This window comes from Micromonospora sp. NPDC050695, from assembly GCF_040654415.1.
In the GTDB taxonomy this organism is placed as follows: Bacteria; Actinomycetota; Actinomycetes; order Mycobacteriales; family Micromonosporaceae; genus Micromonospora.
In genome coordinates this window covers 1-24,026 of the sequence record NZ_JBFAHZ010000071.1, presented here as the reverse complement: position 1 = coordinate 24,026, position 24,026 = coordinate 1, and the positions used below count along the sequence as shown (strand labels likewise).

Sequence of the window (24,026 nt, the reverse complement as noted above, 5' to 3'; positions counted from 1 at the left end):
GGATCGGGGAAGATGAGGACACGAGCGCGGCTCCTGGAACGATCTTTAGGTCTAGACACCCGAAAGATCATCAGAGTCGCGCTCGTCCCACAACTACCTTGGACCCATCCTGAACCTGGACAGAACATCTCAAGCCGGAACAACGCCGGGGCCGTGGTCGCCCACCGGCCCGGGGACCAGCTCGTGGTGACCAAGCTCGACCGGCTCGGCCGCTCGCTCGAGCACCTCATCGAACTGTCGGTCCGGCTGCAGGAGCGCGGCGTCGACCTGGTCGTGCTCGACCAGAAGATCGACACCTCCACCGCGATGGGCCGGATGTTCTTCCAGATCCTCGGCTCCATCGCCGAGTTCGAGCACGCGCTGATGTCGGAGCGCACCCTCGACGGGCTGGCCGCCGCCCGGGCCCGCGGCCGCACCGGCGGGCAGAAGCCGAAGCTGACTCCGCGTCAGGCGAAGATCGCGCAGGAGATGTACGAGGAGACCGGCCCCGACGGCCGCCGGGTACACACCGTCGCCCAGATCGCCGCCGAGTTCGGCGTCACCCGCCCCACCATCTACCGCCACCTGGACAAGCTTCCAGCCCAGACGCCAGCCCCGTAAACCAGGAGCGTCCCCGGCACCTCACCCCGCAGCGCGTTCGCCCTGGTCAGCCAAATCCGTTGATTTTTCCGCCAGGACTACGGGCACCCCCACTTGCCACGCAGCACAGCTCATACCGGTTCGGCGGACCACTGCTACGGACCGTACATCGAGCAAACACGCCACCATGCCGCCGCATGGAGACGAAGTGGGTCGGTTTCGGCAAGGACATGGACGTCACACCGGCCCATGGGAGCTGACCTTCCGGGATGCCTCGACCTCCAAGGCGACGCTCGATCAGTACAACACCTCGCTCGCACATGCCCTTTAGCCAACCGTCAACCGACGGCTGCGCGGATACTCCGACTCAGCGCAGGACCCTCGTACTCCCCTTCGTTCAGATCGCGCCCTGTCCCGCGAGGACTGTTTCGCGGAATGACGCCACCACGGGCCGAAGATCTATCCGGTGCCAGGCCGCCCACAGTTGCACGGCTCCCCCGTACCAGGGAAGTTCCCGCACCACGATGCCCTCGGTCATGCCCCGCACCATGCTCCGCTGGACAAGCGCGAGGCCGAGACCGGAGGCGACCAGGCCCAGTGCGGTGAGCGGATCGGCCGCGGTGAGGCGGATATCCGGCGTGAAGCCGCATGCCACGCACGACGTGACGAACGTGTCACGCCAGCCCTGGTCCTGCGAGTCGCCAACCATGATCCACGGCTGCCCGTTCACGTCGTCGGGCATCACCTCCTCCTGCGCGGCAAGGAGATGGCTCGCGGGCAGCGCGAGCAGCAGCGGATCTGTCAGGAGCGGAGACGCCTTCAGATCCGGGTCGTCCTCCGGTGGCGGCGTGCGGACCAGTGCGATGTCCAGACTGCGCTGGCGTAGGCCTTCGAACTGCTCGGCCGACTCCTGGTCGTACAGTGCGACGTGAATTCCGGGGCGTTCCTCGCGCAGGGCGCGAAGAGCAGTGGGCAGGACGCCGGTGTGCATGGCGTTGGCCACGTAGCCGATGCACAGGCCGCCCTCCTCGCCGCGGCCGAGCCGCCGGCCGAGATTCTCCAGCCGATCCGCGTGGCGCAGCAGAGCGCGGGCCTCGGTCAGGAAGACGCGGCCGTCGGCGGTCAGCCGGATGCGCTGCTGACTCCGCTCGAAAAGGGTGAGACCCAGGTGCATCTCGAGCTGGGCGATCTGCCGGCTGAGCGGCGACTGGGAGATGTGCAGCTGGCCGGCAGCCCGTCCGACGTGCTCGACCTCGGCGACGGCCACGAAGTACCGGAGTTGTCGGAGGTCAAGCAAGCTGGACCCCAAAGGACTCAAGTGAGTCCGAGTGAGTCCTGGACAGTCTCATAAGTGGATCATAACCTTGGATCCGCAAGGCCGGTCAATCGTACAATCGCTCATGTATCGCATGAATTTACATTAAGAGGTTATCCATGACGATCAGGTCTCTCCTTCCTGGTGCACTCGGATTCGGCACCGCGCCGCTCGGCAACATGTTCCGCGACATTCCCGACGAAGAGGCGGCGGCCACCGTCGAGGCTGCCTGGGACCAGGGCATCCGCTACTTCGACACGGCACCGTTCTACGGCGCGGGCCTCGCCGAGATCCGGCTCGGCGACGTACTGGCACAGCACGCACGCGACGAGTACGTCCTCAGCACCAAGGTCGGCCGCGTCGTCCTCGACGAGATCGAAGACCCAGCCACCCGCGACCTCGGCGAGAAGGGTGGCCTCTTCGAGCACGGCCGCCCGAACAAGGTCCTCAACGACTACACCGCCGACGCCACCCTGCGCTCCATTGACGACAGCCTCAAGCGCCTCAGGACCGACCGCCTCGACATCGTCTGGGTGCACGACGTGGCCCAGGACTTCTACGGAGACGACTGGCTGGCCGTCTACGAGTCGGCCCGCACGGGTGCCTTCCGCGTCCTGCAGAGGCTGCGTGACGAGGGCATCATCAAGGCCTGGGGTCTGGGCGTCAACCGGGTGGAGCCCCTGGAGATCACCCTCGATCTCGACGAGCCCAAGCCCGACGCCTTCCTCCTCGCCGGCCGCTACACCCTCCTCGACCACGACCGAGCCCTGCAGCGCCTGATGCCGGCCGCCTCGGCCCAGGGCGTGGACGTCGTCGTCGGTGGCCCCTACAGCTCGGGGATCCTCGCCGGAGGTACGCACTTCGAGTACCAGAAGGCACCTGCGGCCATCATCGACAAGGTGGAGCGGATCAAGGCACTCGCCGAGCAATACGGGATTACCGTCAAGGCCGCTGCGCTGCAGTTCGCCCTCGCCAACCCGGCCACGGTCGCCGCGATCCCCGGCGCCACGAAGCCCAGCCGCATCGCCGAAGACGTGGCCGCCCTCAACGAACCGGTGCCGGCTGCCTTCTGGACGGCGCTGCGCGAAGATGAGCTGATCGCCGACGCCGCGCCCGTACCCGCAGCCTGACCTCTCAGCTCGTCCCCGCCCCAGTCCTCGGGAGATTCCCGTGGGCACCACCACTGAATTCATTGACGTTCCCGCTTCGCCTGACCGCACGGGGCGGTGGCGGCGGGCGCGCCTCCGGCAGGGCCGGTGTACAGACATGCCCGAGATGCAGGTGACGCTCCTTCACCTTCGTGAAGCAGCACCGCAACGGCTGAATGCACGCCGGCCCTGGCCAACTCGGCAATGGCCTACGCCCAGCCGCCGTCCACCGTCAGGGTGCGGCCGGTCATGTAGGAGGCCTCGTCCGATACCAGGAAGGCGACTGCGGCCGCGATTTCGCCGGGGCGGCCCAGACGGCCCAGGGCCATGACGTGCTTGATCTCGGTGGCCACGTCGAGGTCGTCGCGGCCACCCAGATAGTCCTGTGCGGCACCCGCGGCCATGTCAGTCAGGGTACCGCCGGGGGCGATCGCGTTGATGGCGATGCCGCGCCGGCCCAGCTCCGGCGCCAGGTTGCGCACCATTGACTCGACCGCCGCCTTGGACGCTGCGTACAGGGTGTGGTGCAGCAACGATCGGTGCGCGCTCGCGGAGGAGGTCAGCACGATGCGGGCACCGTCGGTCATGTGCCGCACGGAGTGCTGGGTGGCGAGGAACTGGCCGCGGACGTTGGTGTGGAAGACGCGGTCGAAGTCCTGCGCGGTCACCGTTTCCAGGGCGCCGAAGTGTTCGACCCCGGCGTTGCTGACCAGGATGTCGAGGCGGCCCAGCCGATCGACGGCCTGGTCCACGAAGGACTTGATCTGCTCGGGCGACGTGACGTCGCCCTGCACCGCGACCGCCTGGCCGCCGGCGGCGACGATGTCGGCGACGACGGCTTGCGCCGCTTCGGCCTGGGACCGATAAGTGATCGCGACGGTCGCCCCGTCGGAGGCGAGCCGGCGTGCGATCGCCGCGCCGATGCCGCGCGAGCCACCGGTGATCAATGCGGCCTTTCCCTTGAAGTCACTCATCTCGTACGTCCCCTTCGCTGCCGTGGTTGACATTCTGTAGTTAACGCCGGTCTGATATACACAGGAAGCGAAAAAACAAGATATCGGTTATCTCTTTGGGTGATAAAATGGAGTTGCGGCAGCTCGCGGTGTTCGTCGCGGTCGCTGAAGAGTTGAGCATCACCAGGGCCGCGGCACGGAGCCAAGTCGTACAGTCCGCCGTGTCGGCGACGCTGCGGACGTTGGAGCGGCAACTCGGCGTGGAGCTGGTGTCCCGCACCACGCATCGGGTCGAGCTCACCGAGGCCGGGCGGGTGTTGCTGCCCGAGGCGCGGCGGGTGCTGGCCGCCGCGGCCGAGGCCCAGCATGTGATGCAGCAGCTGCGCGGCGGCCTTCGCGGCACGCTACGGATCGGGACGATGTTGTCCGAGGTGTTGATCGGTGCCAGCCCGCCGCGCGTGATCTCCAGCTTCCTCGCCGCGCATCCGAGCATGTCCGTCGACGTCCGGACGGGCGGCAGCGTCGAGCACGCCGAGGCACTACGTCGAGGCCGGCTCGATCTCGCCTATGTCGCGCTGCCGCCCGAGGAGGCGGCAGGTCTGACGCTGCACCCGGTCCACGCCGAGACGATGGTGCTGCTCGTCCCGCCGGATCACCGCCTGGCCGGGCGGCAACGGGTCGAGCTGACCGAGCTGGCGGACGAGCCCTTCGTGGACACGCCTCCCACTTGGGGCACCCGCGTAGCCATCGATCGGGCGTTCATCCGCGCGGAGGCCGCGCGGATGGTCAGCTACGAGATCGCGGACGCATGCGGGGTGCGTGAGTTCGTCCGGCATGGCCTCGGCGTCGCTATCGGGCCCTCGGCGCTCGCCGACCCCGATCTCGTGTGCGTACCGATCGGCCGGTACGCGCCCCGGCTCGTCATCTCCCTGGCCACCGCCGACCGCGATCTCAGCACACCGATCCGCGCGTTCCTACAGATCGCCGAACAGCTCAGCGAGGCGGCCGCGGAGCCGACATAGCCACCCCGTCACGCCGGCTCCGGCCTTGAGGGTGCGGCCGTCGTAGAGCACCGGCAGGATCGACACCCCGCTCGGCCAGTCCGCCGCCCAGTTACCGATGCGCAGGTCCCAGGGGTAGCCCCTCTTCTTGATCAAACCCGCTCGGTGCTCAGCGTGGACGGTGCAGGCTACGCCACACGACCGTGTGATCATTAGCAGCCGACGCGACCAACGTGGCAACCAAAAGACCCTCTGATCCACCTATGGAGCGACACCGAACCATGAAAAACACCAGACGAGCCGCTGCCTTCCTTGCAACGCTCACGCTCGCGCTCTCAGGTCTCGGACTTGAGGCGTCGACCGCACAGGCCGCCCCCTATTCATGCAGGGACCGTCAGCTCTGCGCGTACACGGGGGAAAACGCCACCGGGTCAGTGTTTGTGATCACCGACACAAGGGATGGCTACCCCTGTGACATGGACTTCAGCGACAACAAGTTCGCCAATGGCACGCCGGTGAAGAACCGGGTCGCCTCGATGGTCAACAAGACCGACAGTCTGATGTTCGTCTCCGACAAGACATGGCTGAGCGGACAACTGGGCATGGTCTTCGTTGACGCAACCGTCAACTTGTCCCACATCCGGATGGGCGACAAGTATGGCAACCTCGCAGGCACCGCGGCCTCGGCCTGCTAGCGGTCGGCAGTAATGCTTCGGCCGGTTGTCCGCGGTGCCGCGGACAACCGGCCGACTGGCTTGTGCCCTCATCGCAGAGCCACCGGTCGGCGAGCGAGCGATGTTAGCCGACAGGTGCCCCTGCCTGCGGTGCGACGACCTACGGCTTGACGTACGCGTTCACGAACGACGGGTAGCCGAAGACGCTGGAGATGAAGATCCCGCCGGCCTTGGACCCGTGCACGTTGTAGGCCACGTCGACGAAGAGCGGCACCACCGGTGCGAACTCCTTCATGATCCGCTCGTCGAGCTTGGCCCACTCGGGACCCTGCGCGGCCGGCTCCAGGGCGAGGATCCGGTCCATCTCGGCGTTGATCGTCGGGTCGTTGAAGTACGACTGGTTGCTGTTGCCCTCGGCCTTGATGGTGCGGCCGTCGTAGAGCACCGGCAGGATCGACGCGCCGCTCGGCCAGTCGGCCGCCCAGTTACCGATGTACAGGTCCCAGGGGTTGTCCTTCTTCTTGATCTCGTCGAGCTTGGCGTCGTCCGAGATGTTCCGCAGCGTGATCTTGAAGCCGGCCCGCTCCAGGTTGGCCTTGAGCTGGGCACCCTGCTGCTGCTCGGTCGAGTTGTCGGCGACACCGAGGACCAGCTCCGGAGTCTTTCCGCCGAGCAGCTCCTTGGCCTTGTCGACGTTGCCGTTGGCACCCGCCGGGTACGCGTCGTACGCCTTGTAGCCGATGGTGGCCGGCGGCATCAGCGTGGTCAGCGGCGCGGCGACGGTCTGCCCGCCCATCGCCTTGATGAAGCCCTCACGGTCGATGGCGTAGTTGAGCGCCTGGCGGACCTTCAGGTCGGTGACCCGCTGGTTGTTGATGACGAGCTGGTTGGCGCTGGGCGTCGGGGAGAGGATGCTGCGCGACTTGAGCGACGCGTCCCCGGCCACCTTGGCGACCAGTGAGGCGGGCACGAAGTTGAAGGCGAGCGCGCTCTGGTCGGCGCCGTTGTCGGCGATCACCCGGTTGTTGGCGGCGTCCGCGGTCGGGCCGAAGCTCCAGACGAACTGGTCCGGGTACTGGTGCCGGACCGGGTCGGTGTTCGGGTCCCAGTTGGGGTTGCGGTCCAGGGTGATCTGCACGCCGACCTGGTTCTTGGCGACCTTGTACGGGCCGGACGAGAACGGCTGCTTGTCCAGGTCGACACCGGTGTCCTTGTCGGCGGGCAGCGGCGCGGTGGTCGGCAGCGAGGCTGCGAACGGCAGGTCACAGCGGGGCTTGGCGAACTCGAAGCGCAGCGTCTTGGCGTCCGGCGTGGAAAGGCCGGGCGGCAGCGACGTCTTGTTCTTCTTGAAGTCCCACTTGGTGTCGAACTGCGGGGTGTCGGCCAGCCACTCCTGGATGTAGGTCGGGCCGCCGGACAGGTCCGGGTCGAAGGACCGGGCGATGCCGTACGCGATCTCCTTGGCGGTGATCGGCCGGCCGTCCTCGAACTTCACCCCGTCCTTGACGGTGAATTCCCAGACCTTGCAGTCGTTGTTGACGTTCTTGCCCGGTGTCTCGGCCAGGTCGCCGACGAGGACCAGGCCGCCCTTGCCGTCGTCCTTCCACGTGGTCAGGTACCGCGCGAAGAGCGGGTTGGTCATCAACCCGGCGAACGAGTACGTCCGCTGCGGGTCGAGGTGGGAGATCGGCGACTCCCGGATGATGGTGAAGGTGCCGCCCTTGGCGGCGCCGCTCACCTCGGCCGCCGGGCCCTGCGAGTCCTTGGGGTCGGTCGCGATGACCCCGGTCTGCTGCCGTTCGGTGTCCACCGTGGTGCCCTCGCCCGTGTTCTTCGAGCACGCACCCAGTGTCACCACCAGAGCGATCGCGCCGCCTGCGGCAACCGCCACGCGTGGTCGCATGAAGTACCCCCTTCACCCATGTGTCGTGCGGTTTCGTCGGGGCGAGAACCGCCGACGTCCCGAGGATCGTAAGGAAGAAAACCTACGAGTTGTGTAACAGTTGCCGATAAATTTCGCCATCGGCCACACGCTGGCCACCGCTCGGCTCAGCGCAGCCGCACCCGGGGGTCGATGGCCGCGTAGAGCAGGTCCACCAGCACGTTCGCCAACACCACGAAGACGGCCGCGATCAGCACGGTGGCCATGATCGTCGGTAGGTCACCCGAGCGCACAGCGTCCACCGCCGTACGCCCCAGCCCCTGGATGCCGAACGTCGTCTCGGTGATCACCGTGCCGCCCAGCGCCCCGCCCACGTCCAGCCCCGCGATGGTCACCACCGGGGTGATCGCCGCGCGCAGCGCGTGCCGCCCGTACACCTTGGGTTTGGCCAGGCCCTTCGCCCGCGCGGTCCGGACGAAGTCCTCGGACAGCGTCTCCAGCATCTGCGCCCGCGACAACCGGGCGTAGATGGCCGAGAAGAGGAAGGCCAGCGCCACCCAGGCGAGCACCAGCCCGCTGGCCCACCTCGCCGGATTGTCGAAGAGGGACGTGTAGCTGGGCACCGGCAACAGCCGCAGGTTGTAGACGAACACCAGCAGCAGCACCGCGCCCACGAAGTAGAGCTGCAACGACGCGCCGGTCAGCGAGAAGCCGATGGCGGCCCGGTCCAGCCAGGTGCCCCGCCGCAGCGCCGAGACCATGCCCAACCCGACCCCGAGCAGCAGCCAGAGGATGGCCGCCGGGATGACGATGCTCAGCGTCACCGGCAGCACCCGGGCGATCGTGTCCGAGACCGCCTCGTTGGTGACGTACGACCAGCCGAGGCAGGGCGCATCGCACCGGCCACCCTGCGCGCTGCCCAGGTCCCGACCGGTGACGATGCCCTTCATGTAGCCGGCGTACTGGCTGACCAGCGGGTCGTTGAGGCCCAGGTCGTCGCGGACGCGCTCCAGCCGCTCCGGGTTGCAGTTCTTCGAGCAGATGCTGCTGACCGGGTCGCGCGGCAGGGCGAAGAACATCAGGAACGTCAGCACGCTCACCGCGAAGAGGGTCAGTGTGGCGGAGAACAGCCGCTTGATCAGGAATCGCGACATGAGAGCCACCTTTCGTTCGCGACTGCGGGGCTCCGCTTCGCTGCACTCCTCGCGCTCACACGAACCCCTACCGGGAGGACTTCGGGTCGAGCGCGTCCCGCAACGCGTCGCCGAAGAGGTTGAAGGCGAACACCAGCGCGAAGATCGTGATGCCCGGGAAGAACACGTACGCCGGGTCGGTCTGGAGGAAATCCAGACTGTCGTAGATCATCCGGCCGAAGCTCGGGGTCTCGTCGCTGAGGCCGACACCGATGAACGACAGCGCGGCCTCGCTGGTGATGAACTGCGGCACGGCGAGGGAGAACGAGACCAGGATCGGCGCCCAGATGTTCGGCAGCAGTTGCCGGAAGATGATGTGCCCGAGCCCGGCGCCGCTGGCCTTGGCGGCCTCCACGAACTCCCGCTCGCGCAGCGCGATCACCTGCCCGCGCACCAGACGGGCTGTGCTGGTCCAGCCGAAGATGGCGAAGACGGCGATCAGCACGCCCACCCCGAACGCGGACGACACCTGCCCCCGCTCGCCGTAGAAGCGCAGCGTGATGGTGGGGGTGAGCGCCAACGCGATGATCAGGAACGGCATGGCCAGGGTCAGGTCGGTGATCCAGTTGATCACCGCGTCGAGCCAGCCACCGAGGTAGCCGGCGAGCGCGCCGAGCCCGATGCCGATCGTCGCGGTGATCAGCGCGGCGGCGAACGCGATGAACAGCGACGTCCGCAGCCCGTAGATCAACCGGATGAAGATGTCACGGCCCAACCCCGGCTCCAGGCCGAACCAGTGGTCCCCGGTGACGCCGCCGGCGTAGCCCAGTGGCATGCCGAAGCCGTCCAGCAGGTTCTGGAACTGCTCGCGCGGGCCGACCCCGTAGACCACCTCGATCAGCGGGGCGGACAACCCCAACACCATGAAGAAGACCAGGAGTACGCCGCTGACGACGGCCGTGCGGTCGCGGCGCAGCCGCAGCCAGGCGAGCTGCCCGGGTGAGCGGCCGACGACCCCCTTGGCCGCGGGCTCGCCCATCCCGCCGTCGGACTCGATCTCGGCAAGCGCCACACCCTCCACCGGGGACAGGCTCACGACGACACCTCCTCGACGTTCGCTTCGACCCCGCGCCCCGCCGGCTCGGCGCCGACCACGGCGGCCTCCGCCTGCAACGCGGCACCGGCGGGTTCCGGGAAGTGGCACGCGGTGGCCTGGTTGCCGCCGTCGCGCGCCACCAGCGCGGGCTCCTCGGTCGCGCAGACGTCCTGCGCCTTCCAGCAGCGGGTGCGGAACCGGCAGCCCGACGGCGGGTCGAGCGGCGTCGGCACGTCGCCGGTCAGCCGGATCCGGCCCGCCGGGCCGAGCTGGGTGACGTCCGGGATCGCGGAGAGCAGAGCCCGGGTGTACGGATGCTGCGGGCGCTCGTAGATGTCGGCGCGGTCGCCGATCTCGACGATCCGGCCCAGGTACATCACCGCGACCCGCTGGCAGAAGTGCCGGACCACGGCCAGGTCGTGCGCGATGAACACGAACGCCAGGCCAAGCTCCCGTTGCAGGTCACGCAGCAGGTTGACGACCTGCGCCTGGATCGAGACGTCCAGCGCGGACACCGGCTCGTCGGCGACGATCAGTTTGGGCCGCAGGGCCAGCGCCCGGGCGATGCCGATGCGTTGACGCTGGCCGCCGGAGAACTCGTGCGGATACCGGTTGTAGTGCTCCGGGTTCAACCCGACCAGCTCCAGCAACTCCTGCACCCGGGCCTTGATCCCACCCGGCGGGTTGATCCCGTTGACCTGCAACGGCATCGCCACGATCCGGCCCACGGTGTGCCGGGGGTTCAACGAGGCGTACGGGTCCTGGAAGATGATCTGGAGTTCCTGGCGCAGCGGGCGCAACTCCCGCCGGCCGGCGTGGGTGATGTCCCGTCCCGCGAACTCGATGCTGCCGCTCGTCGGCTCCAACAGCCGCACCAGCATCCGACCGGTGGTGGTCTTGCCGCAGCCGGACTCCCCCACCAGGCCGAGCGTCTCACCCGGGCGCACGTCGAAGTCGAGCCCGTCGACCGCCCGCACCAGACCGGTCGCGCGCAGCCCCTGGCGTACCGGGAAGTGCTTGGTCAGCCCGCGTACCCGCAGCAGTGGTTCGTCGGTCATCTCCACAGTCCTCCGTTCGGGACTGCGGTACTCCGCTGCGCCGCGTTCCTCGCCCTCACACAGCCACCCCCACTCGTGCGATGTCCTCGGCGTAGAACGCGGCGCGGTCCTCGGCGCTCAGGTGGCAGGCGACCAGGTGACCGTCGTCCCCGGCCGGGCGCAGCTCGGGCACCTCGCTGCGGGACCGGCTGCCGGCGCGGTCCGCGTAGCGGCAGCGGGGGTGAAACGCGCAGCCCGACGGCAGGTTGATCAGGCTGGGCGGGTTGCCGGGGATGGGCACCAGGTCCGCGTCCGCGTCGCCGTGCAGCGACGGCACGCTGGAGAGCAACCCCCAGGTGTACGGATGCTGCGGCGAGCGGAGCGCCTGCTGCACGCTGCCCCGCTCGATGGCACGTCCGCCGTACATGACCAGGACGTCGTCGGCGACCTGGCCGACCACGCCGAGGTCGTGGGTGATCAGAATGATCGCGGAGTGGAACTCGGCCTGCAGGTCGGCGAGCAGGTCCAGGATCTGCGCCTGCACGGTGACGTCGAGCGCGGTGGTCGGCTCGTCGGCGATCAGCAGCGCCGGGTCGTTGACCAGGGACATCGCGATCATCGCCCGTTGGCGCATGCCGCCGGAGAACTCGTGCGGGTACTGGTCGAAGCGGCGGGCCGGCTGCGGGATGCCCACCCGGTCCAGCATGTCCACCGCCCGCTGCCGGGCCTCGCGCCGGTTGGCCTTCGGGTGGTGCACTCGGTACGCCTCGGCGATCTGCCGGCCCACGGTGTAGTAGGGGTGCAGCGCGGACAGCGGATCCTGGAAGATCATCGCCATGTCGCGGCCGCGCAGCCGGCGTACCTCCTCGTCCGGCAGGCCGACCACCTGCCGGCCGCCGACGGAGATCTCGCCGGTGATGGTGGTCCGCTTGGGATCGTGCAGACCGAGGATGGCCAGCGAGGTCACGCTCTTGCCGGAACCGGACTCGCCGACGATCCCGAGGGTGCGGCCCCGCTCGACGGCGAACGACACCCCGTCGACCGCGCGCACCACGCCGTCGGAGGTGTCGAACCGGACCCGAAGGTCACTCACCCGCAGGTAGGCGTCCTGGTCGGAGCGCTGTGCCGGCACGGCGGGGCGGTCGTCCGGTTCCCCGGACGGCGACGGTTCCGAGCTGTCCACGGCCACCTCCCTCAGTGACGAAGAGAACTTACAACAAAGTCCCGAGGGTGAAAATAAGCTACAAAGTCGGCACGTGTCAGCGGGCCCGAGCGTAACGAGTCGGCATCGGCACCGCACCCCCGTCACCTCGCCATCCACGCCCGTTCATCTCGCACGGCGCGCGCGGCACGCCCTTCGTCGTCAAGGTCACGCTCGAACCAGGATCTAGTGGCATCACCGACGCGGCGATACCACTACAACCAGGATGTTGCGCGAATCGTGCGGCCCGTCGGGCGTACTCGCACGTCGGGTGCGACCGAGCCGGTGAAGGTCGCCATTCGGCCGGAAGATCTGCTCCCCTGACGGGTGTCGGTTGGCTGGCCTAGGGTCGGTCCATGACCGAGTTCGACGCTGCCACCGCCGCCGTCCAGGCCGCCCTCGACGCGGGCGCCCGGTACGCCGACGCGCGGGTGATGCACCGCCGCTACGAGTCGATGACCGCGCGCAACGGCGACGTGGAGGAGCTGACCCAGGACGAGAGCATCGGGCTGGGCGTCCGGGCACTGGTCGGCGCGAGCTGGGGCTTCCACGCCGTACCCGATCTGTCGGACGCCGCCGCCCGCGACGCCGGCCGACGTGCGACGCGGACGGCCATGGCGAGCGCGCGGGTGCCGGGCCCCCCGGTCGACCTGGTGCCGGTCGAGGCGGTCACCGCGAGCTGGGCGTCCGGCTGCCAGATCGACCCGCTCGGGGTGGCCCTGTCGGACAAGGGCGATCTGCTGGTCGCCGCGACCCGCACGATGGCTGAGCACGGCGCCGACCTGGCCGAGGGGCTGTACCAGATCTGGGACACCGCGAAGTGGTTCGTCTCCAGTGAGGGGCACCGCATCGACCAACGGATCCGCGAGTGCGGTGGCGGCATCTCGGCGACCTCGATCGGCGACGGCGAGACGCAGCGCCGCTCCTGGCCCAGCTACCGGGGCCAGTACGGCACCACCGGGTGGGAGCTGGTCGAGTCGCTGGATCTCGCCGCGCACGCCGCGCAGATCGCCGAGGAGTCGCGGGCGCTGCTCACCGCGCCGCCCTGCCCGGCCGGCGAGACGGATCTGATCCTCGGCGGCGAGCAGCTGGCCCTGCAGATCCACGAGTCGGTCGGGCACGCCATCGAGCTGGACCGGATTCTCGGTTGGGAGGCCGCGTTCGCCGGCACGTCCTGGCTGGACCTGGCCCAGCTCGGCTCGCTGCGCTACGGCTCCGACCTGATGAACATCACCATCGACCCGACGATCCCGGGCGCGCTGGGCAGCTTCGGCTTCGACGACGAGGGCTCCCCCGCGGTCAAACGGGACGCGGTGCGTGACGGTCGTTGGGTGGGTGTGCTCGCCGGGCGGGACTCCGCCGCGATGGCGAGCCTCGACTACGGCGGCAGCGTACGGGCCGACGGGTGGGCCCGGCTGCCGATGGTGCGGATGACCAACGTCGGCCTGGAACCCGGCCCGCACACCCTGGAGGAGATCATCGCGGCCACCGACGACGGGGTACTGATGGACCTCAACCGGTCCTGGTCGATCGACGACAAGCGGCTCAACTTCCAGTTCGGCTGCGAGGTCGGCTGGGAGATCAAGAAAGGGCGGCGGGGGCGGATGCTGCGCAACCCCACGTACACCGGTATCGGCCCGCTCTTCTGGCGCTCGATGGACATGCTCTCCGGCGAGACGGTGCCCTGGGGGACGCCCAACTGCGGCAAGGGCCAACCCGGCCAGATCGGCCACACCGGCCATCCGGCGGCACCGGCCCGCTTCCGCAACGTGCGGGTGGGGGTTTCAGCGTGAGCGCGAGGAGTGAGCCGGGTTTGCGAGCCCCGCAGTCGCGAACGAAAGGCGGCTCCGCGTGAACGGGGCCAGCGAGCTGGAGCTGGCCGGGCAGGTCGTCGAGCTGGTCCGGCACCTCGGCGGGCCGGCCGCGCAGGCGGAGGCGGTGGTGACCCGGGCGGATCTGGCCCTGACCCGCTTCGCCAACTCGGCCATCCACCAGAACGTCTCCGAGTCGACCGTCGGCGTCCGGCTGCGACTGCACATCGACGGGCGGACCGCCGCCGGCAGCGGCAGCGTGATCACCACCGACGGGCTGCGCGCGCTGGTCGAGCGCACCCTGACCGCGGCGCGCCTCTGCCCGCCCGACCCGGGCTGGCCGGGGTTGGCGCCGCCCACGCCCGCGCCGGTCGCGCCACCCGTCGACGAGGCGACCGCGTACGCCGAGCCGGATCAGCGGGCCGACCGGGTCGGCGCGTTCGTGGCCGCCGCCGGGGGCCTCAACACGGCCGGCTACTGCCGTACCGCGCACCGTTCGTCGGCGTTCGCCAACTCGGCCGGGCACTCGGCGCACGGCCGCTCCGCGGAGGCCGCGATGGACGGCATCGCCCGTCGCGACGGCGCGGACGGGATGGCCCGGCACAGCGCCGACCGGCTGTCCGACCTCGACGGAGCCGAGCTGGGCGCGCGCGCCGCCGCGAAGGCGCAGGCCGCGACCGACCCGGTCGAGCTGCCGCCGGGGCGCTACGAGGTGGTGTTCGAGCCGGCCGCGGTGGCGGACCTGCTGCAGAACCTGTCCTGGTACGGCTTCAACGGCAAGCGGTACGCCGAGCGGCAGTCCTTCGCCGAGCTGGGCGCGGCCCAGTTCGACCCGTCGGTGACCCTGGTCGACGACCCGCTGGGCGCGTCGGGGTTGCCGTTCGACGCCGAGGGCACCGGCCGGCGGGCGCTGACCCTGGTCGAGGCGGGCACCACCCGGGCGGTGGCGCACGACCGGCGGACCGCCGCCGAGGCGGGTGCCGAGTCCACCGGGCACGCGGTCGCCGGCGGCGCCACCTGGGGCCCGATGGCCCGTAACCTGCACCTGTCCGGTGCGGTGGCCGGGCCGGTCAGCGCGGCGGGCCGGGCCACCACGGGCGCGGCGGCCGGTGCGGTCGTCGACGCGGACACCGCCGCGCTGGTCGCCGGGGTACGCCGAGGGCTGCTGGTCAGCGACCTCTGGTACACGCGGGTGCTCGACCCGAAGAGCCTCGTCGTCACCGGGTTGACCCGTAACGGCGTCTGGTTGATCGAGGACGGCACGGTCGTCCGGGCGGTCCGCGACCTGCGGTTCACCGAGTCGTACCCCCGGGCCCTCGGGCCGGGCGCGGTCCTCGGGCTGGGCGCGCGGCCGGTGCGCCAACCGGACCGGGTGGACGGTGCCTGGTGGGCCGCGCCCTCGGTGCGACTCGCGTCCTGGCACTTCACCGGGGGCGCGTCCGGCTGAGCGGCCGGAGGCGGGCAGTGACGTTCTTAACACCGTGCCATCGATCGCCGTGCCAGGGCTTTTCCGCAGGCCGGACACACGGGACACTCCCTTGCGCGGACGGCTCGCAAAGATCGGCGTAACGTGTGTCACTTAGCTGCGTCGGTCGATCCGGCGTGGTCGTTGGTGTGCGCATGACGTGGCAGCGGGTGCGGGTTCGCCGGTCCGCGTGCCGACCGGAGAGAGATCAGCCCGCCCGTACGGGCCCGTCGAGGAGACGACTCGAATGACTTCAACGGCAACGAGGCCGCGGGGAGCGCGGGCGCGCGCCGCCATCGCGGCGAAGACGTTGCGTACCGACCGATGGTGGTTCGCCCCGCTGATCACCGTGATCGGGCTCAGCGCCTGGGTCGCGTACGCGACGGTCCGGGTCTTCATGCACAAGTGGTACTGGGTCGACCAGTACCACTACCTGACTCCGTTCTACTCCCCGTGTGTGACGGACCGGTGCGTCGAGGAAGCCTCGCACTTCGGCCGGTTCCTGCCCGGCTGGTGGATCATCCCGGACGCCGCGCTGACCCTGCCGTTCCTGCTGCTGTTCCGCCTCACCTGCTACTACTACCGCAAGGCGTACTACCGGTCGTTCTGGCTGTCGCCGCCGGCCTGCGCCGTCCCGGACGGCCACCAGGAGTACGGCGGTGAAACCCGCTTCCCGCTGCTCGGGCAGAACCTGCACCGTTACTTCTTCTACGCCGCCGCGATCATCTCGTTGATCAACACCTGGGACGCGATCCTCGCCTTCCACTCGCCCGAGGGCTTCGGCTTCGGGTTGGGCAACCTCGTCCTGCTGCTCAACGTGGTGATGCTCTGGGCGTACACGATCTCCTGCCACTCGTGCCGGCACATCATCGGCGGCCGGCTCAAGCACTTCTCCAGGCACCCGGTGCGCTACCGGGCCTGGACCTTCGTCTCGGCGTTGAACGTCCGGCACATGCAGCTCGCCTGGATCACCCTCGGCACCCTCGCGCTGACCGACTTCTACGTGATGGCGCTCGCGGCCGGCTGGTTCGACGACCTGCGGTTCATCAACTAAAGGGCCCCTGACATGACCACTACCACTCGTATCGAACGACACCACTACGACGTCGTCGTCATCGGGGCCGGCGGCGCCGGTCTGCGCGCGGCGATCGAGGCCCGGCTCGCCGGCAAGAAGACCGCGATCATCTCCAAGTCGCTGTTCGGCAAAGCCCACACGGTGATGGCCGAGGGCGGCGCCGCCGCCGCGATGGGCAACGTGAACAGCCGGGACAACTGGCAGGTGCACTTCCGCGACACCATGCGCGGCGGCAAGTTCCTCAACAACTTCCGGATGGCCGAGCTGCACGCGAAGGAGTCGCCGCAGCGGATCTGGGAGCTGGAGACGTACGGTGCGCTCTTCGACCGCACCAAGGACGGCAAGATCTCCCAGCGCAACTTCGGTGGCCACGAGTACCCGCGGCTGGCGCACGTGGGCGACCGGACCGGCCTGGAGCTGATCCGCACCCTCCAGCAGAAGATCGTGTCCCTGCAGCAGGAGGACCACCGGCAGTTCGGCTCGTACGACGCCCGGATCAAGGTGTTCTCCGAGACCACCATCACTGAGCTGCTGCTCGACGGTGACCGGGTGGCCGGCGCGTTCGGCTACTACCGGGAGTCGGGCGAGTTCATCCTCTTCGAGGCACCGGCCGTGGTGCTGGCCACCGGTGGCGTCGGACGCTCCTACAAGGTCACCTCGAACTCGTGGGAGTACACCGGGGACGGGCACGCGCTGGCGCTGCGCGCCGGGGCGACGCTGATCAACATGGAGTTCCTCCAGTTCCACCCGACCGGCATGGTCTGGCCGCCGTCGGTGAAGGGCATCCTGGTCACCGAGTCGGTGCGCGGCGACGGTGGCGTCCTGAAGAACTCCGAGGGCAAGCGGTTCATGTTCGACTACGTCCCCGACGTCTTCCGCAAGCAGTACGCGGAGACCGAGGAGGAGGCGGACCGCTGGTACACCGACCCGGACAACAACCGCCGCCCGCCGGAGCTGCTGCCCCGCGACGAGGTGGCCCGCGCGATCAACAGCGAGGTCAAGGCGGGTCGGGGCTCCCCCGCCGGTGGTGTCTTCCTGGACATCGCGAGCCGGCGTTCGGCCGACGAGATCCGCCGCCGGCTGCCGTCGATGTACCACCAGTTCAAGGAGCTGGCCGACGTCGACATCACGGCCGAGCCGATGGAGGTCGGGCCGACCTGCCACTACGTGATGGGTGGCGTCGAGGTGGACCCGGACTCGGGTGCCGCCTTCGGCCACGTCCGCGGCCTGTTCGCCGCCGGTGAGGTCTCCGGCGGCATGCACGGCTCCAACCGGCTGGGCGGCAACTCCCTGTCCGACCTGCTGGTCTTCGGCAAGCGGGCGGGCGGGCACGCGGCCAGCTACGCCGACGGGCTGGCCGCCCGGCCGAAGGTGGCCGTGGACGCGGTCGAGGCCGCCGTGGAGACCGCGCTGGCTCCGCTGCAGCGGGACACCGGCGAGAACCCGTACACCCTGCAGCAGGACCTTCAGGCGGTCATGGGGGATTTAGTCGGAATCATCCGTCGTGAGGGTGAGCTGGCCGACGCGCTGGTGCGGCTCGCCGAGCTGCGCGAGCGGGTGGCAAAGGTGAGCGCGGCCGGCGGCCGGCGCTACAACCCGGGCTGGCACCTGGCCCTGGACCTGCGCAACATGCTGGTGGTTTCGGAGTGCACCGCGAAGGCGGCGCTGGAGCGGCAGGAGTCGCGCGGCGGGCACACCCGGGAGGACTATCCGGCGATGGAGCCGAAGTGGCGGCAGGTCAACCTGGTCTGCTCGCTGGACGGTGACCACGTTCGGCTGACCCGCAAGCCGCTGCCGAAGATGCGGCCGGAGCTGATCGGTCTCTTCGACCGGGCCGAGCTGGGCAAGTACCTCACCGACGAGGAGCTCGCCGACTTCGACGCTCTCGTCGCCGACGCTGGAGAGGCGGACAACCGATGAGCGCGAAGCGTCAGTTCCGGATCTGGCGGGGTGACGAGACCGGCGGTGACCTGCAGGACTACCTGGTGGAGGTGAACGAGGGCGAGGTCGTCCTCGACGTCATCCACCGCCTGCAGGCGACCGACGCTCCGGACCTGGCCTGCCGGTGGAACTGCAAGGCCGGCAAGTGCGGCTCCTGCTCCATGGAGATCAACGGTAAGCCGCGGCTGGGCTGCATGACCCGGATGTCGACCTTCGGCGACGAGGAGACTGTCACGGTCACCCCGCTGCGCACCTTCCCGATCATCCGGGACCTGGTCACCGACGTCTCGTTCAACTACGAGAAGGCGCGGGAGACGCCGGCGTTCGCCCCGCCGGCCGACGTGGCGCCGGGTGACTACCGGATGCAGCAGGTCGACGTGGAGCGCTCGCAGGAGTTCCGCAAGTGCATCGAGTGCTTCCTGTGCCAGAACGTCTGCCACGTGATCCGTGACCACGAGGAGAACAAGCAGGCGTTCTCCGGGCCGCGGTACTTCATCCGGGCGGCCGAGCTGGACATGCACCCGCTGGACGCCCGGACCGACCGCAAGGAGTACGCCCAGGCCGAACAGGGCCTCGGATTCTGCAACATCACCAAGTGCTGCACCGAGGTCTGCCCCGAGCACATCAAGATCACCGACAACGGGATCATCCCCATGAAGGAACGGGTCGTCGACCGCAGGTACGATCCCCTTGTGTGGCTTGGTAGCAAGATCTTCCGTCGGGGCGAGACGCCCCAGACCAGCGTGACCACCGCCCGTCAGGGCTCGGCGACGTCGTCGGGCGCGACCCGGCGCGGGGTCCACTCGCACGCGGGTGGCTCGCACGACCCGCGGGCCGAGGCGCAGGCGCAGAGCGGCGTCAACTGGGACCGGGAGGTGCCCCACCCGACCGCGCCGGCGGTCGACGACCGGGGCCGGTTGCCGCTGACCGAGCTCACCTTCGACCGGGCCGCCGCGCCGTCGCCGTTCGGCGACGACGTGACCTTCCCGCTGCCTCCGGAGCACCTCAACTTCGCGCACCCGGAGCAGGACGACAAGCACTGAGGACGACCAACAGAACGGGGCCCGGCTGAGCCGGGCCCCGTTTCCCATGTCCGGCGTCGATCATGAAGTTGACAGGCGCGTCCGGCCTCAACCGACCCGCCAAACCCATGGTCAACTCGTTGAGTTCGGGGAGTGGGGGTTCAGCAGGGGGCGCAGGGCCGCGACGATCGGGGCGTCGGCCGGGAGCCAGGTGACCTCGTCCAACTCGTCGGCACCCAGCCAGCGCAGCGCCTCGTGTTCCAGGGCCTGCGGCTCGTCGCCGTCGAGCAGGCGCGCCGCGTACACCTTGAGCACCGACCGGCCGTGGGCCATCCGCACGTTGCGGCCGACCCGGTCGCCGATCTCGACGCGTACGGCCAGCTCCTCGGCGCACTCCCGGATCAGCGCTTCGGTCTCGGCCTCCCCCGGCTCGACCTTCCCGCCCGGGAACTCCCACATGCCGGCCACCTCCGGCGGCGCGGACCGCGCACAGGCGAGCACCCGCCCGTCCCGGATGATCGCCGCACCGACGATCACCTTCAGGTCCGGTCGTTCGGTCTGCCCGCCGTCGTTCGCCCGTTCGGTCCGCACGGGCGTCCAGGGTGCCAGATCAATCGGCGGTTTGGGTACCGTAGCCGTCCGCTAGGCCAATAGAACCCGGAAGTGTGGGCGTGGACACCCCTTCCGAGCGAAGGAAGACTAGAGGGCACCGACAAGACACGGGATGGCGACGATTTGGCCACAAGCCGGCAACGGCGTTTGGGGGGTGCGGTGATGCGCGTGCTGTTCAACAGCCGAGCCAAGCACGACTACCTTTCCGACGCGTTGACCTTGCTATCTGGTTGGACGCGCGAAGGCGAGCAGATCCGACGGACTCTCGTGATCGACGATACCCAACACGCGGCGCTGACTGAACGGGTGAAAGTGGTCGCCGACGCGCTGCACCTGCGCCCCGAGATCAGCCGCCGGTCCGACAGCACCCAGATCCGCGTCGGGCACGGCAACGACGGGCCGCTGACCGAGGGCGAGGTCCTGCTGGCCGCCCGCATCGAGGACGCGTACCGGGCTGTCACCGAAGCCTGACGTCCCCGCGAACGCCCGATGAGATGAGACACGCCGAGTTCCGGCATCCCCGCCTGGTCGAGGTCTACGACGCCGAGTGCCCGTGGGGGCCGGACGACGACTTCTTCCGAGCGGTCGTCGACGAAACCCCGGCAGCCCGGGTCCTCGACCTCGGCTGCGGCACCGGCCGGCTGACCGTCGCCCTGGCCGCGTCCGGCCACACCGTCACCGGGGTCGACCCCGCCGGCGCGTCCCTGACCGCCGCCCGCACCCGGCCCGGCGGTGGACGGGTCACCTGGATCGAGGGCACCTCGGCGCTGCTGCCCGACCGGGCGTTCGACGTGGTGGTGCTGACCAGCCACGTCGCGCAGTTCTTCGTCGAGGACGCGGAGTGGTCGCGTACCCTCGCCGACCTGCACCGGGCGCTCGTGCCCGGCGGCCGGCTGGTGTTCGACGCCCGCGACCCGGCAGACCGCCGCTGGGAGCGGTGGAACCCGACGGATTCGCAGCGCCTGGTGACGCTGCGCGACGGCGGCGAGGTCCGCGCGTGGACCGAGGTCACCGGTGTACGCGACGCGGTGGTCGACTTCACCCACCACTACCACTTCGGCGACGGCGAGGAACTGCTCAGCTCGGCGAGCCTGCGCTTCCGCACCGAGGTTGAGCTGCGCGACTCGCTGGCCGTGGCGGGCTTCGGCGTGGACCGGATCTACGGCGGCTGGCACCACGAGCCCGTGGGCCACGGCGAGTTCGTCGTCCTCGCCCGGGCCGGCACGTTGGCACAGGTTTCCTAACCTGGTGCGCATGGGGAACATCGCGTACGACCGCAAGGAGCAGGTCCAGCAGATCCAGAGCGGCCTGCTCGACGGTGAGCAGATCATCGCCGTCTACGACGCCGTCGGCACCGGCACCGGGTTCATCGGGCTGACCGACCGGCGCGTGATCATCCAGGACCGCTCGTTCGTCGGCAAGCGGTTCGCGATCACCAGCATCCCGTACTCGAAGATCACCAGCGTGAGCGTGGTCAGCAACAAGTCCTGGGGAGGCTCGTTCTTCTCCACCGGCGCCATCGCCATCCACGTCGGCACGCACACCTACGAGGTCGAGTTCCGTGGCGCGCAGAAGAGCCACCACGTCCACAACGTGATCCTGCACCACATCTCCTGACCGCGTCGCGCGGTGGGCCCGGCGGGCGTAATTGCCTTGCCGGGCCCTCGCCGTCTCTGGTGTCCTCGGTCGACAGCCACGCGAAGGGAGCAGCCATCATGCCCAACACGACGAAGTCCCCCGAACCCATCGTCATCCGATCTGAGGAATCGAGACTTCGTGAGCAGGACTGTTCCCCTGGCTGCGGCGCTGCCGTACGCCACTGACACCAACCCCGGAGGCCGCTGATGTCGGTCTTCGACGATCCCGGCCTCTTCGGCCGGCTGTGGGCCGCCGGCTACGACGACGGCGGCACCAACCCCGACCCGGCTCCCGCCGTGGACTTCCTGGCCGACCTGGCCGACGGCGGTCCGGTTCTCGAACTGGCGATCGGCACCGGCCGGGTCGCACTGCCGTTGGCCGAACGCGGCCTCACCGTGCACGGCGTCGAGGCATCCGAGGAGATGCTCGCGCAGATGCGGGCAAAACCCGGCGGCGATCGGATCCCGGTCGTCGTCGCCGACATGGCGGACGTGCCGGTGACGGGTGATTTCCGGCTCGCGTACCTGGTGTTCAACACGCTGTTCAACCTGGTGGACGCCGAGCGGCAGGCGGACTGCTTCCGCAACGTCGCCCGGGTGCTGTCGCCGGGCGGCGCGTTCGTCATCGAGACGTTCGTGCCCGACCCGCGCAGCTTCGACTCGGACGAGCAGGTGCAGGTGCGTGCCGTGACGGAGGACTCCGCGACGATCCGGCTGCACCGGTACGACCGGCCGGCGCAGACATTCATCCGGCAGACCATCACCTTCGACGCTGACGGGGTGCACCTGAAGCCGTTCGCCATGCGGTACGCCTGGCCGCACCAGATCGACGAGATGGCGCAGCAGGCCGGGCTCCGGCTCACCGAGCGGTACGCCGACTGGCACCGACGACCCTTCCAGGCCGACAGCCCGTCGCACATCTCCGTCTACCGGGCGGAGTAGCGGTTGGTCGACTCCGGTTCCAGGAATCCGGGGTGTCCAGGTCTCCTCGACACCCCACCTGCACGGAACCGGAGTCGATCTCGGCCAGCCGCAGTCAGTGCCAGTCGCTGATGCTCACGTCGTCCGGCGCGGGCCGGCCTCGAGAGGTCTCCACCAGATCCGGCCACCTACCGCATCGAACCCCTGACCCTGAAGCGCACGATCGACGACGGCGACCGGATCAACCTGGGCGGGCATGTGCTGACCGTACTCCACCTTCCCGGCCACACCCCGGGAAGCATCGCCCTGCTGGAGGAGCGCAGCGGGACGCTGTATTCCGGCGACATCGTCTACGACGGTGCCTTGATCGACGACCTGCCGAACTCCGACGTGGCTGCCTACCGGCGGAGCCTGGAGTTCCTTGCCGACCTCGACGTGTCCGTCGTCCATCCCGGTCACGGGCACAGCTTCGACAGGACACGCCTTCACCAGTTGGCCGAGGCATACCTGCGCAGGAGAGCCTAGGTAACCGGCTGTCGTCATGCGGTGGTCCACCAGGCCACCCGCTCTACGGCTAGGCATGCCGACAGCGTGGCTGCCGGTCGCGTCACGCCGGCGTCATCGATCGGCGCCGTTGGTTCTGGTCGCGATGGGGCCGATTCTGCTGAGTTGTCCGCTGTCCCCGATCTGAGCGCGGTCCTCAGTTCCAGCCTCTGCCAGCCCGAGTCCATTCGTCCTGGTCCACCGGTCGAGGGTCTTGTTGCAGCCACGTGATGATGCTCTGTGCGTGTTCCTCGGGTGCCCCCGAGGACGACCCAATACGTAGGGCCTCGTCGAAGTACGGGAACGCTTCAGCGCGCTCCCAAACGAGAGCTTCGTCGAGATCCGTGGCTTGGTGGCGCTCCCGGAACCGGCTGACGGCCTCGTCGGGAGCCACGAAGAACTCGACGACCCAGAGCAGCGCAGAGGATCCCGCCAATGCTTCCCGCAGACTGGCTCGCTGGTCACGTCGGGCGTAGGTGCACTCGAGAACCACGGTCTCTCCACCACCCACGAACATCCGGGCGAGCAGGTGCGCACCGGCGTACGCGCGCAAGCGGTCGTCACGATTTCGATCGGACTCAGGGAACAGAAGCTCGAACAGGGTGTCGACCTCCAGGTGGATCCGACCGAGACCTGCGGAGGCCCGCACCTCAGCCAGAGCCTTTCCAACCGTGGTCTTGCCCGAGCATGGAGGGCCCGACAGCACGACTATCCGGTTGGCGGCCATGTTCCTCGCGCTTCAGTAGTCGTTGACGACGTTCAAGCAGGCGGACGAAGGTCCGTGAGCACCTGGGAGCCTAACCATCCGGATCCGCCACTGACCGCGCGTCTTGACCGGCATCGAGGACCGCTAAGCCGGCGATAGGACGGCACGCCGGTGACGCACCGGAGCCTGTCAAGTCAACTGAGACATTTTCTTGATTTTGTTTAGCTTTGTGCTGCTGGTTGGTTAAGCACAGGCGAGGCGGTGGTCTGTGCGG

The 24,026-nt window shown here is 69.1% G+C and carries 23 protein-coding genes; 14 read left to right on the top strand and 9 right to left on the bottom strand.

Annotation, left to right across the window (positions count from 1 at the left end):
* Positions 1–183 precede the first annotated feature (183 nt).
* Positions 184–600 (top strand): recombinase family protein, encoded by a 417-nt coding sequence (locus AB0H52_RS29385; RefSeq protein WP_357951482.1) that lies wholly within the window; start codon positions 184–186, stop codon positions 598–600.
* A 376-nt stretch (positions 601–976) separates the two neighbouring features.
* Here the strand turns inward: AB0H52_RS29385 and AB0H52_RS29380 are convergent, their stop codons facing one another.
* Complete coding sequence (locus tag AB0H52_RS29380; RefSeq protein ID WP_357951480.1) at positions 977–1,876, bottom strand: LysR substrate-binding domain-containing protein; 900 nt, start codon at positions 1,874–1,876, stop codon at positions 977–979.
* Between the two features lie 137 nt (positions 1,877–2,013).
* Between AB0H52_RS29380 and AB0H52_RS29375 the strand changes: the two genes are divergently transcribed.
* Positions 2,014–3,024 (top strand): aldo/keto reductase, encoded by a 1,011-nt coding sequence (locus AB0H52_RS29375; RefSeq protein WP_151490489.1) that lies wholly within the window; start codon positions 2,014–2,016, stop codon positions 3,022–3,024.
* Positions 3,025–3,251: 227 nt separating this feature from the next.
* Here the strand turns inward: AB0H52_RS29375 and AB0H52_RS29370 are convergent, their stop codons facing one another.
* Positions 3,252–4,016, bottom strand: a complete 765-nt coding sequence (locus AB0H52_RS29370) for a glucose 1-dehydrogenase (protein ID WP_192580300.1) — start codon at positions 4,014–4,016, stop codon at positions 3,252–3,254.
* Between the two features lie 107 nt (positions 4,017–4,123).
* Here AB0H52_RS29370 and AB0H52_RS29365 point away from each other — a divergent pair, with 107 nt between their 5' ends.
* Both AB0H52_RS29365 and AB0H52_RS29360 read left to right on the top strand, forming a co-directional pair.
* Positions 4,124–5,017, top strand: a complete 894-nt coding sequence (locus AB0H52_RS29365; RefSeq protein ID WP_151490487.1) for a LysR family transcriptional regulator — start codon at positions 4,124–4,126, stop codon at positions 5,015–5,017.
* Between the two features lie 260 nt (positions 5,018–5,277).
* A complete protein-coding gene (locus AB0H52_RS29360; RefSeq protein ID WP_192580299.1) occupies positions 5,278–5,691 on the top strand; it encodes a peptidase inhibitor family I36 protein in 414 nt (137 codons plus the stop codon).
* A 139-nt stretch (positions 5,692–5,830) separates the two neighbouring features.
* Here the strand turns inward: AB0H52_RS29360 and AB0H52_RS29355 are convergent, their stop codons facing one another.
* From AB0H52_RS29355 to AB0H52_RS29335, 5 genes are all read right to left on the bottom strand, one after another.
* The gene (locus AB0H52_RS29355) at positions 5,831–7,573 is read right to left on the bottom strand and encodes an ABC transporter substrate-binding protein (RefSeq protein ID WP_151490485.1); all 1,743 of its coding nucleotides are present in this window, start codon (positions 7,571–7,573) and stop codon (positions 5,831–5,833) included.
* A 146-nt stretch (positions 7,574–7,719) separates the two neighbouring features.
* Positions 7,720–8,706, bottom strand: a complete 987-nt coding sequence (locus AB0H52_RS29350; protein ID WP_151490484.1) for an ABC transporter permease — start codon at positions 8,704–8,706, stop codon at positions 7,720–7,722.
* 67 nt (positions 8,707–8,773) lie between these two features.
* Positions 8,774–9,781, bottom strand: a complete 1,008-nt coding sequence (locus AB0H52_RS29345; protein WP_151490483.1) for an ABC transporter permease — start codon at positions 9,779–9,781, stop codon at positions 8,774–8,776.
* Positions 9,778–10,839 carry a dipeptide ABC transporter ATP-binding protein gene (locus tag AB0H52_RS29340; protein ID WP_357951476.1) on the bottom strand — a complete coding sequence of 354 codons (1,062 nt, stop codon included), beginning with the start codon at positions 10,837–10,839 and terminating at the stop codon, positions 9,778–9,780. The genes AB0H52_RS29345 and AB0H52_RS29340 overlap by 4 nt, the downstream gene beginning before the upstream one ends.
* A gap of 55 nt (positions 10,840–10,894) precedes the next feature.
* Positions 10,895–11,950, bottom strand: coding sequence for an ABC transporter ATP-binding protein (locus AB0H52_RS29335; RefSeq protein WP_357951486.1), 1,056 nt, complete (start codon positions 11,948–11,950; stop codon positions 10,895–10,897).
* Positions 11,951–12,375: 425 nt separating this feature from the next.
* Here AB0H52_RS29335 and AB0H52_RS29330 point away from each other — a divergent pair, with 425 nt between their 5' ends.
* The 5 genes from AB0H52_RS29330 (at position 12,376) to AB0H52_RS29310 (ending at position 19,354) form a co-directional block, all read left to right on the top strand.
* Positions 12,376–13,812: a TldD/PmbA family protein gene (locus AB0H52_RS29330; RefSeq protein ID WP_357951474.1), complete on the top strand. Its 1,437-nt coding sequence runs from the start codon at positions 12,376–12,378 to the stop codon at positions 13,810–13,812.
* 58 nt (positions 13,813–13,870) lie between these two features.
* Positions 13,871–15,277 carry a metallopeptidase TldD-related protein gene (locus AB0H52_RS29325; RefSeq protein ID WP_357951472.1) on the top strand — a complete coding sequence of 469 codons (1,407 nt, stop codon included), beginning with the start codon at positions 13,871–13,873 and terminating at the stop codon, positions 15,275–15,277.
* A gap of 265 nt (positions 15,278–15,542) precedes the next feature.
* A complete protein-coding gene (locus AB0H52_RS29320; protein ID WP_151490479.1) occupies positions 15,543–16,349 on the top strand; it encodes a hypothetical protein in 807 nt (268 codons plus the stop codon).
* A 12-nt stretch (positions 16,350–16,361) separates the two neighbouring features.
* Positions 16,362–18,290 carry a fumarate reductase/succinate dehydrogenase flavoprotein subunit gene (locus AB0H52_RS29315; protein ID WP_357951470.1) on the top strand — a complete coding sequence of 643 codons (1,929 nt, stop codon included), beginning with the start codon at positions 16,362–16,364 and terminating at the stop codon, positions 18,288–18,290.
* Positions 18,287–19,354, top strand: a complete 1,068-nt coding sequence (locus AB0H52_RS29310; RefSeq protein WP_151490477.1) for a succinate dehydrogenase/fumarate reductase iron-sulfur subunit — start codon at positions 18,287–18,289, stop codon at positions 19,352–19,354. Before AB0H52_RS29315 ends, AB0H52_RS29310 begins: the two co-directional genes overlap by 4 nt.
* 111 nt (positions 19,355–19,465) lie before the next feature.
* On the opposite strand, the gene AB0H52_RS29305 is transcribed toward AB0H52_RS29310, so the two are convergent.
* Positions 19,466–19,924: a (deoxy)nucleoside triphosphate pyrophosphohydrolase gene (locus AB0H52_RS29305; protein ID WP_151490476.1), complete on the bottom strand. Its 459-nt coding sequence runs from the start codon at positions 19,922–19,924 to the stop codon at positions 19,466–19,468.
* A gap of 183 nt (positions 19,925–20,107) precedes the next feature.
* Between AB0H52_RS29305 and AB0H52_RS29300 the strand changes: the two genes are divergently transcribed.
* The 5 genes from AB0H52_RS29300 to AB0H52_RS29280 all read left to right on the top strand — a co-directional run bounded on the left by AB0H52_RS29300 (position 20,108) and on the right by AB0H52_RS29280 (position 23,028).
* Positions 20,108–20,416, top strand: coding sequence for a 4a-hydroxytetrahydrobiopterin dehydratase (locus AB0H52_RS29300; protein WP_357951467.1), 309 nt, complete (start codon positions 20,108–20,110; stop codon positions 20,414–20,416).
* A 23-nt stretch (positions 20,417–20,439) separates the two neighbouring features.
* Positions 20,440–21,189, top strand: a complete 750-nt coding sequence (locus tag AB0H52_RS29295) for a class I SAM-dependent methyltransferase (RefSeq protein WP_151490474.1) — start codon at positions 20,440–20,442, stop codon at positions 21,187–21,189.
* A 10-nt stretch (positions 21,190–21,199) separates the two neighbouring features.
* Positions 21,200–21,562 carry a PH domain-containing protein gene (locus tag AB0H52_RS29290; protein ID WP_151490473.1) on the top strand — a complete coding sequence of 121 codons (363 nt, stop codon included), beginning with the start codon at positions 21,200–21,202 and terminating at the stop codon, positions 21,560–21,562.
* Between the two features lie 227 nt (positions 21,563–21,789).
* A complete protein-coding gene (locus AB0H52_RS29285; RefSeq protein ID WP_151490472.1) occupies positions 21,790–22,524 on the top strand; it encodes a class I SAM-dependent methyltransferase in 735 nt (244 codons plus the stop codon).
* 174 nt (positions 22,525–22,698) lie between these two features.
* Positions 22,699–23,028 carry an MBL fold metallo-hydrolase gene (locus tag AB0H52_RS29280; protein ID WP_357951484.1) on the top strand — a complete coding sequence of 110 codons (330 nt, stop codon included), beginning with the start codon at positions 22,699–22,701 and terminating at the stop codon, positions 23,026–23,028.
* A gap of 175 nt (positions 23,029–23,203) precedes the next feature.
* On the opposite strand, the gene AB0H52_RS29275 is transcribed toward AB0H52_RS29280, so the two are convergent.
* Positions 23,204–23,773, bottom strand: coding sequence for an AAA family ATPase (locus AB0H52_RS29275; RefSeq protein WP_357951464.1), 570 nt, complete (start codon positions 23,771–23,773; stop codon positions 23,204–23,206).
* Between the last annotated feature and the right edge of the window lie 253 nt (positions 23,774–24,026).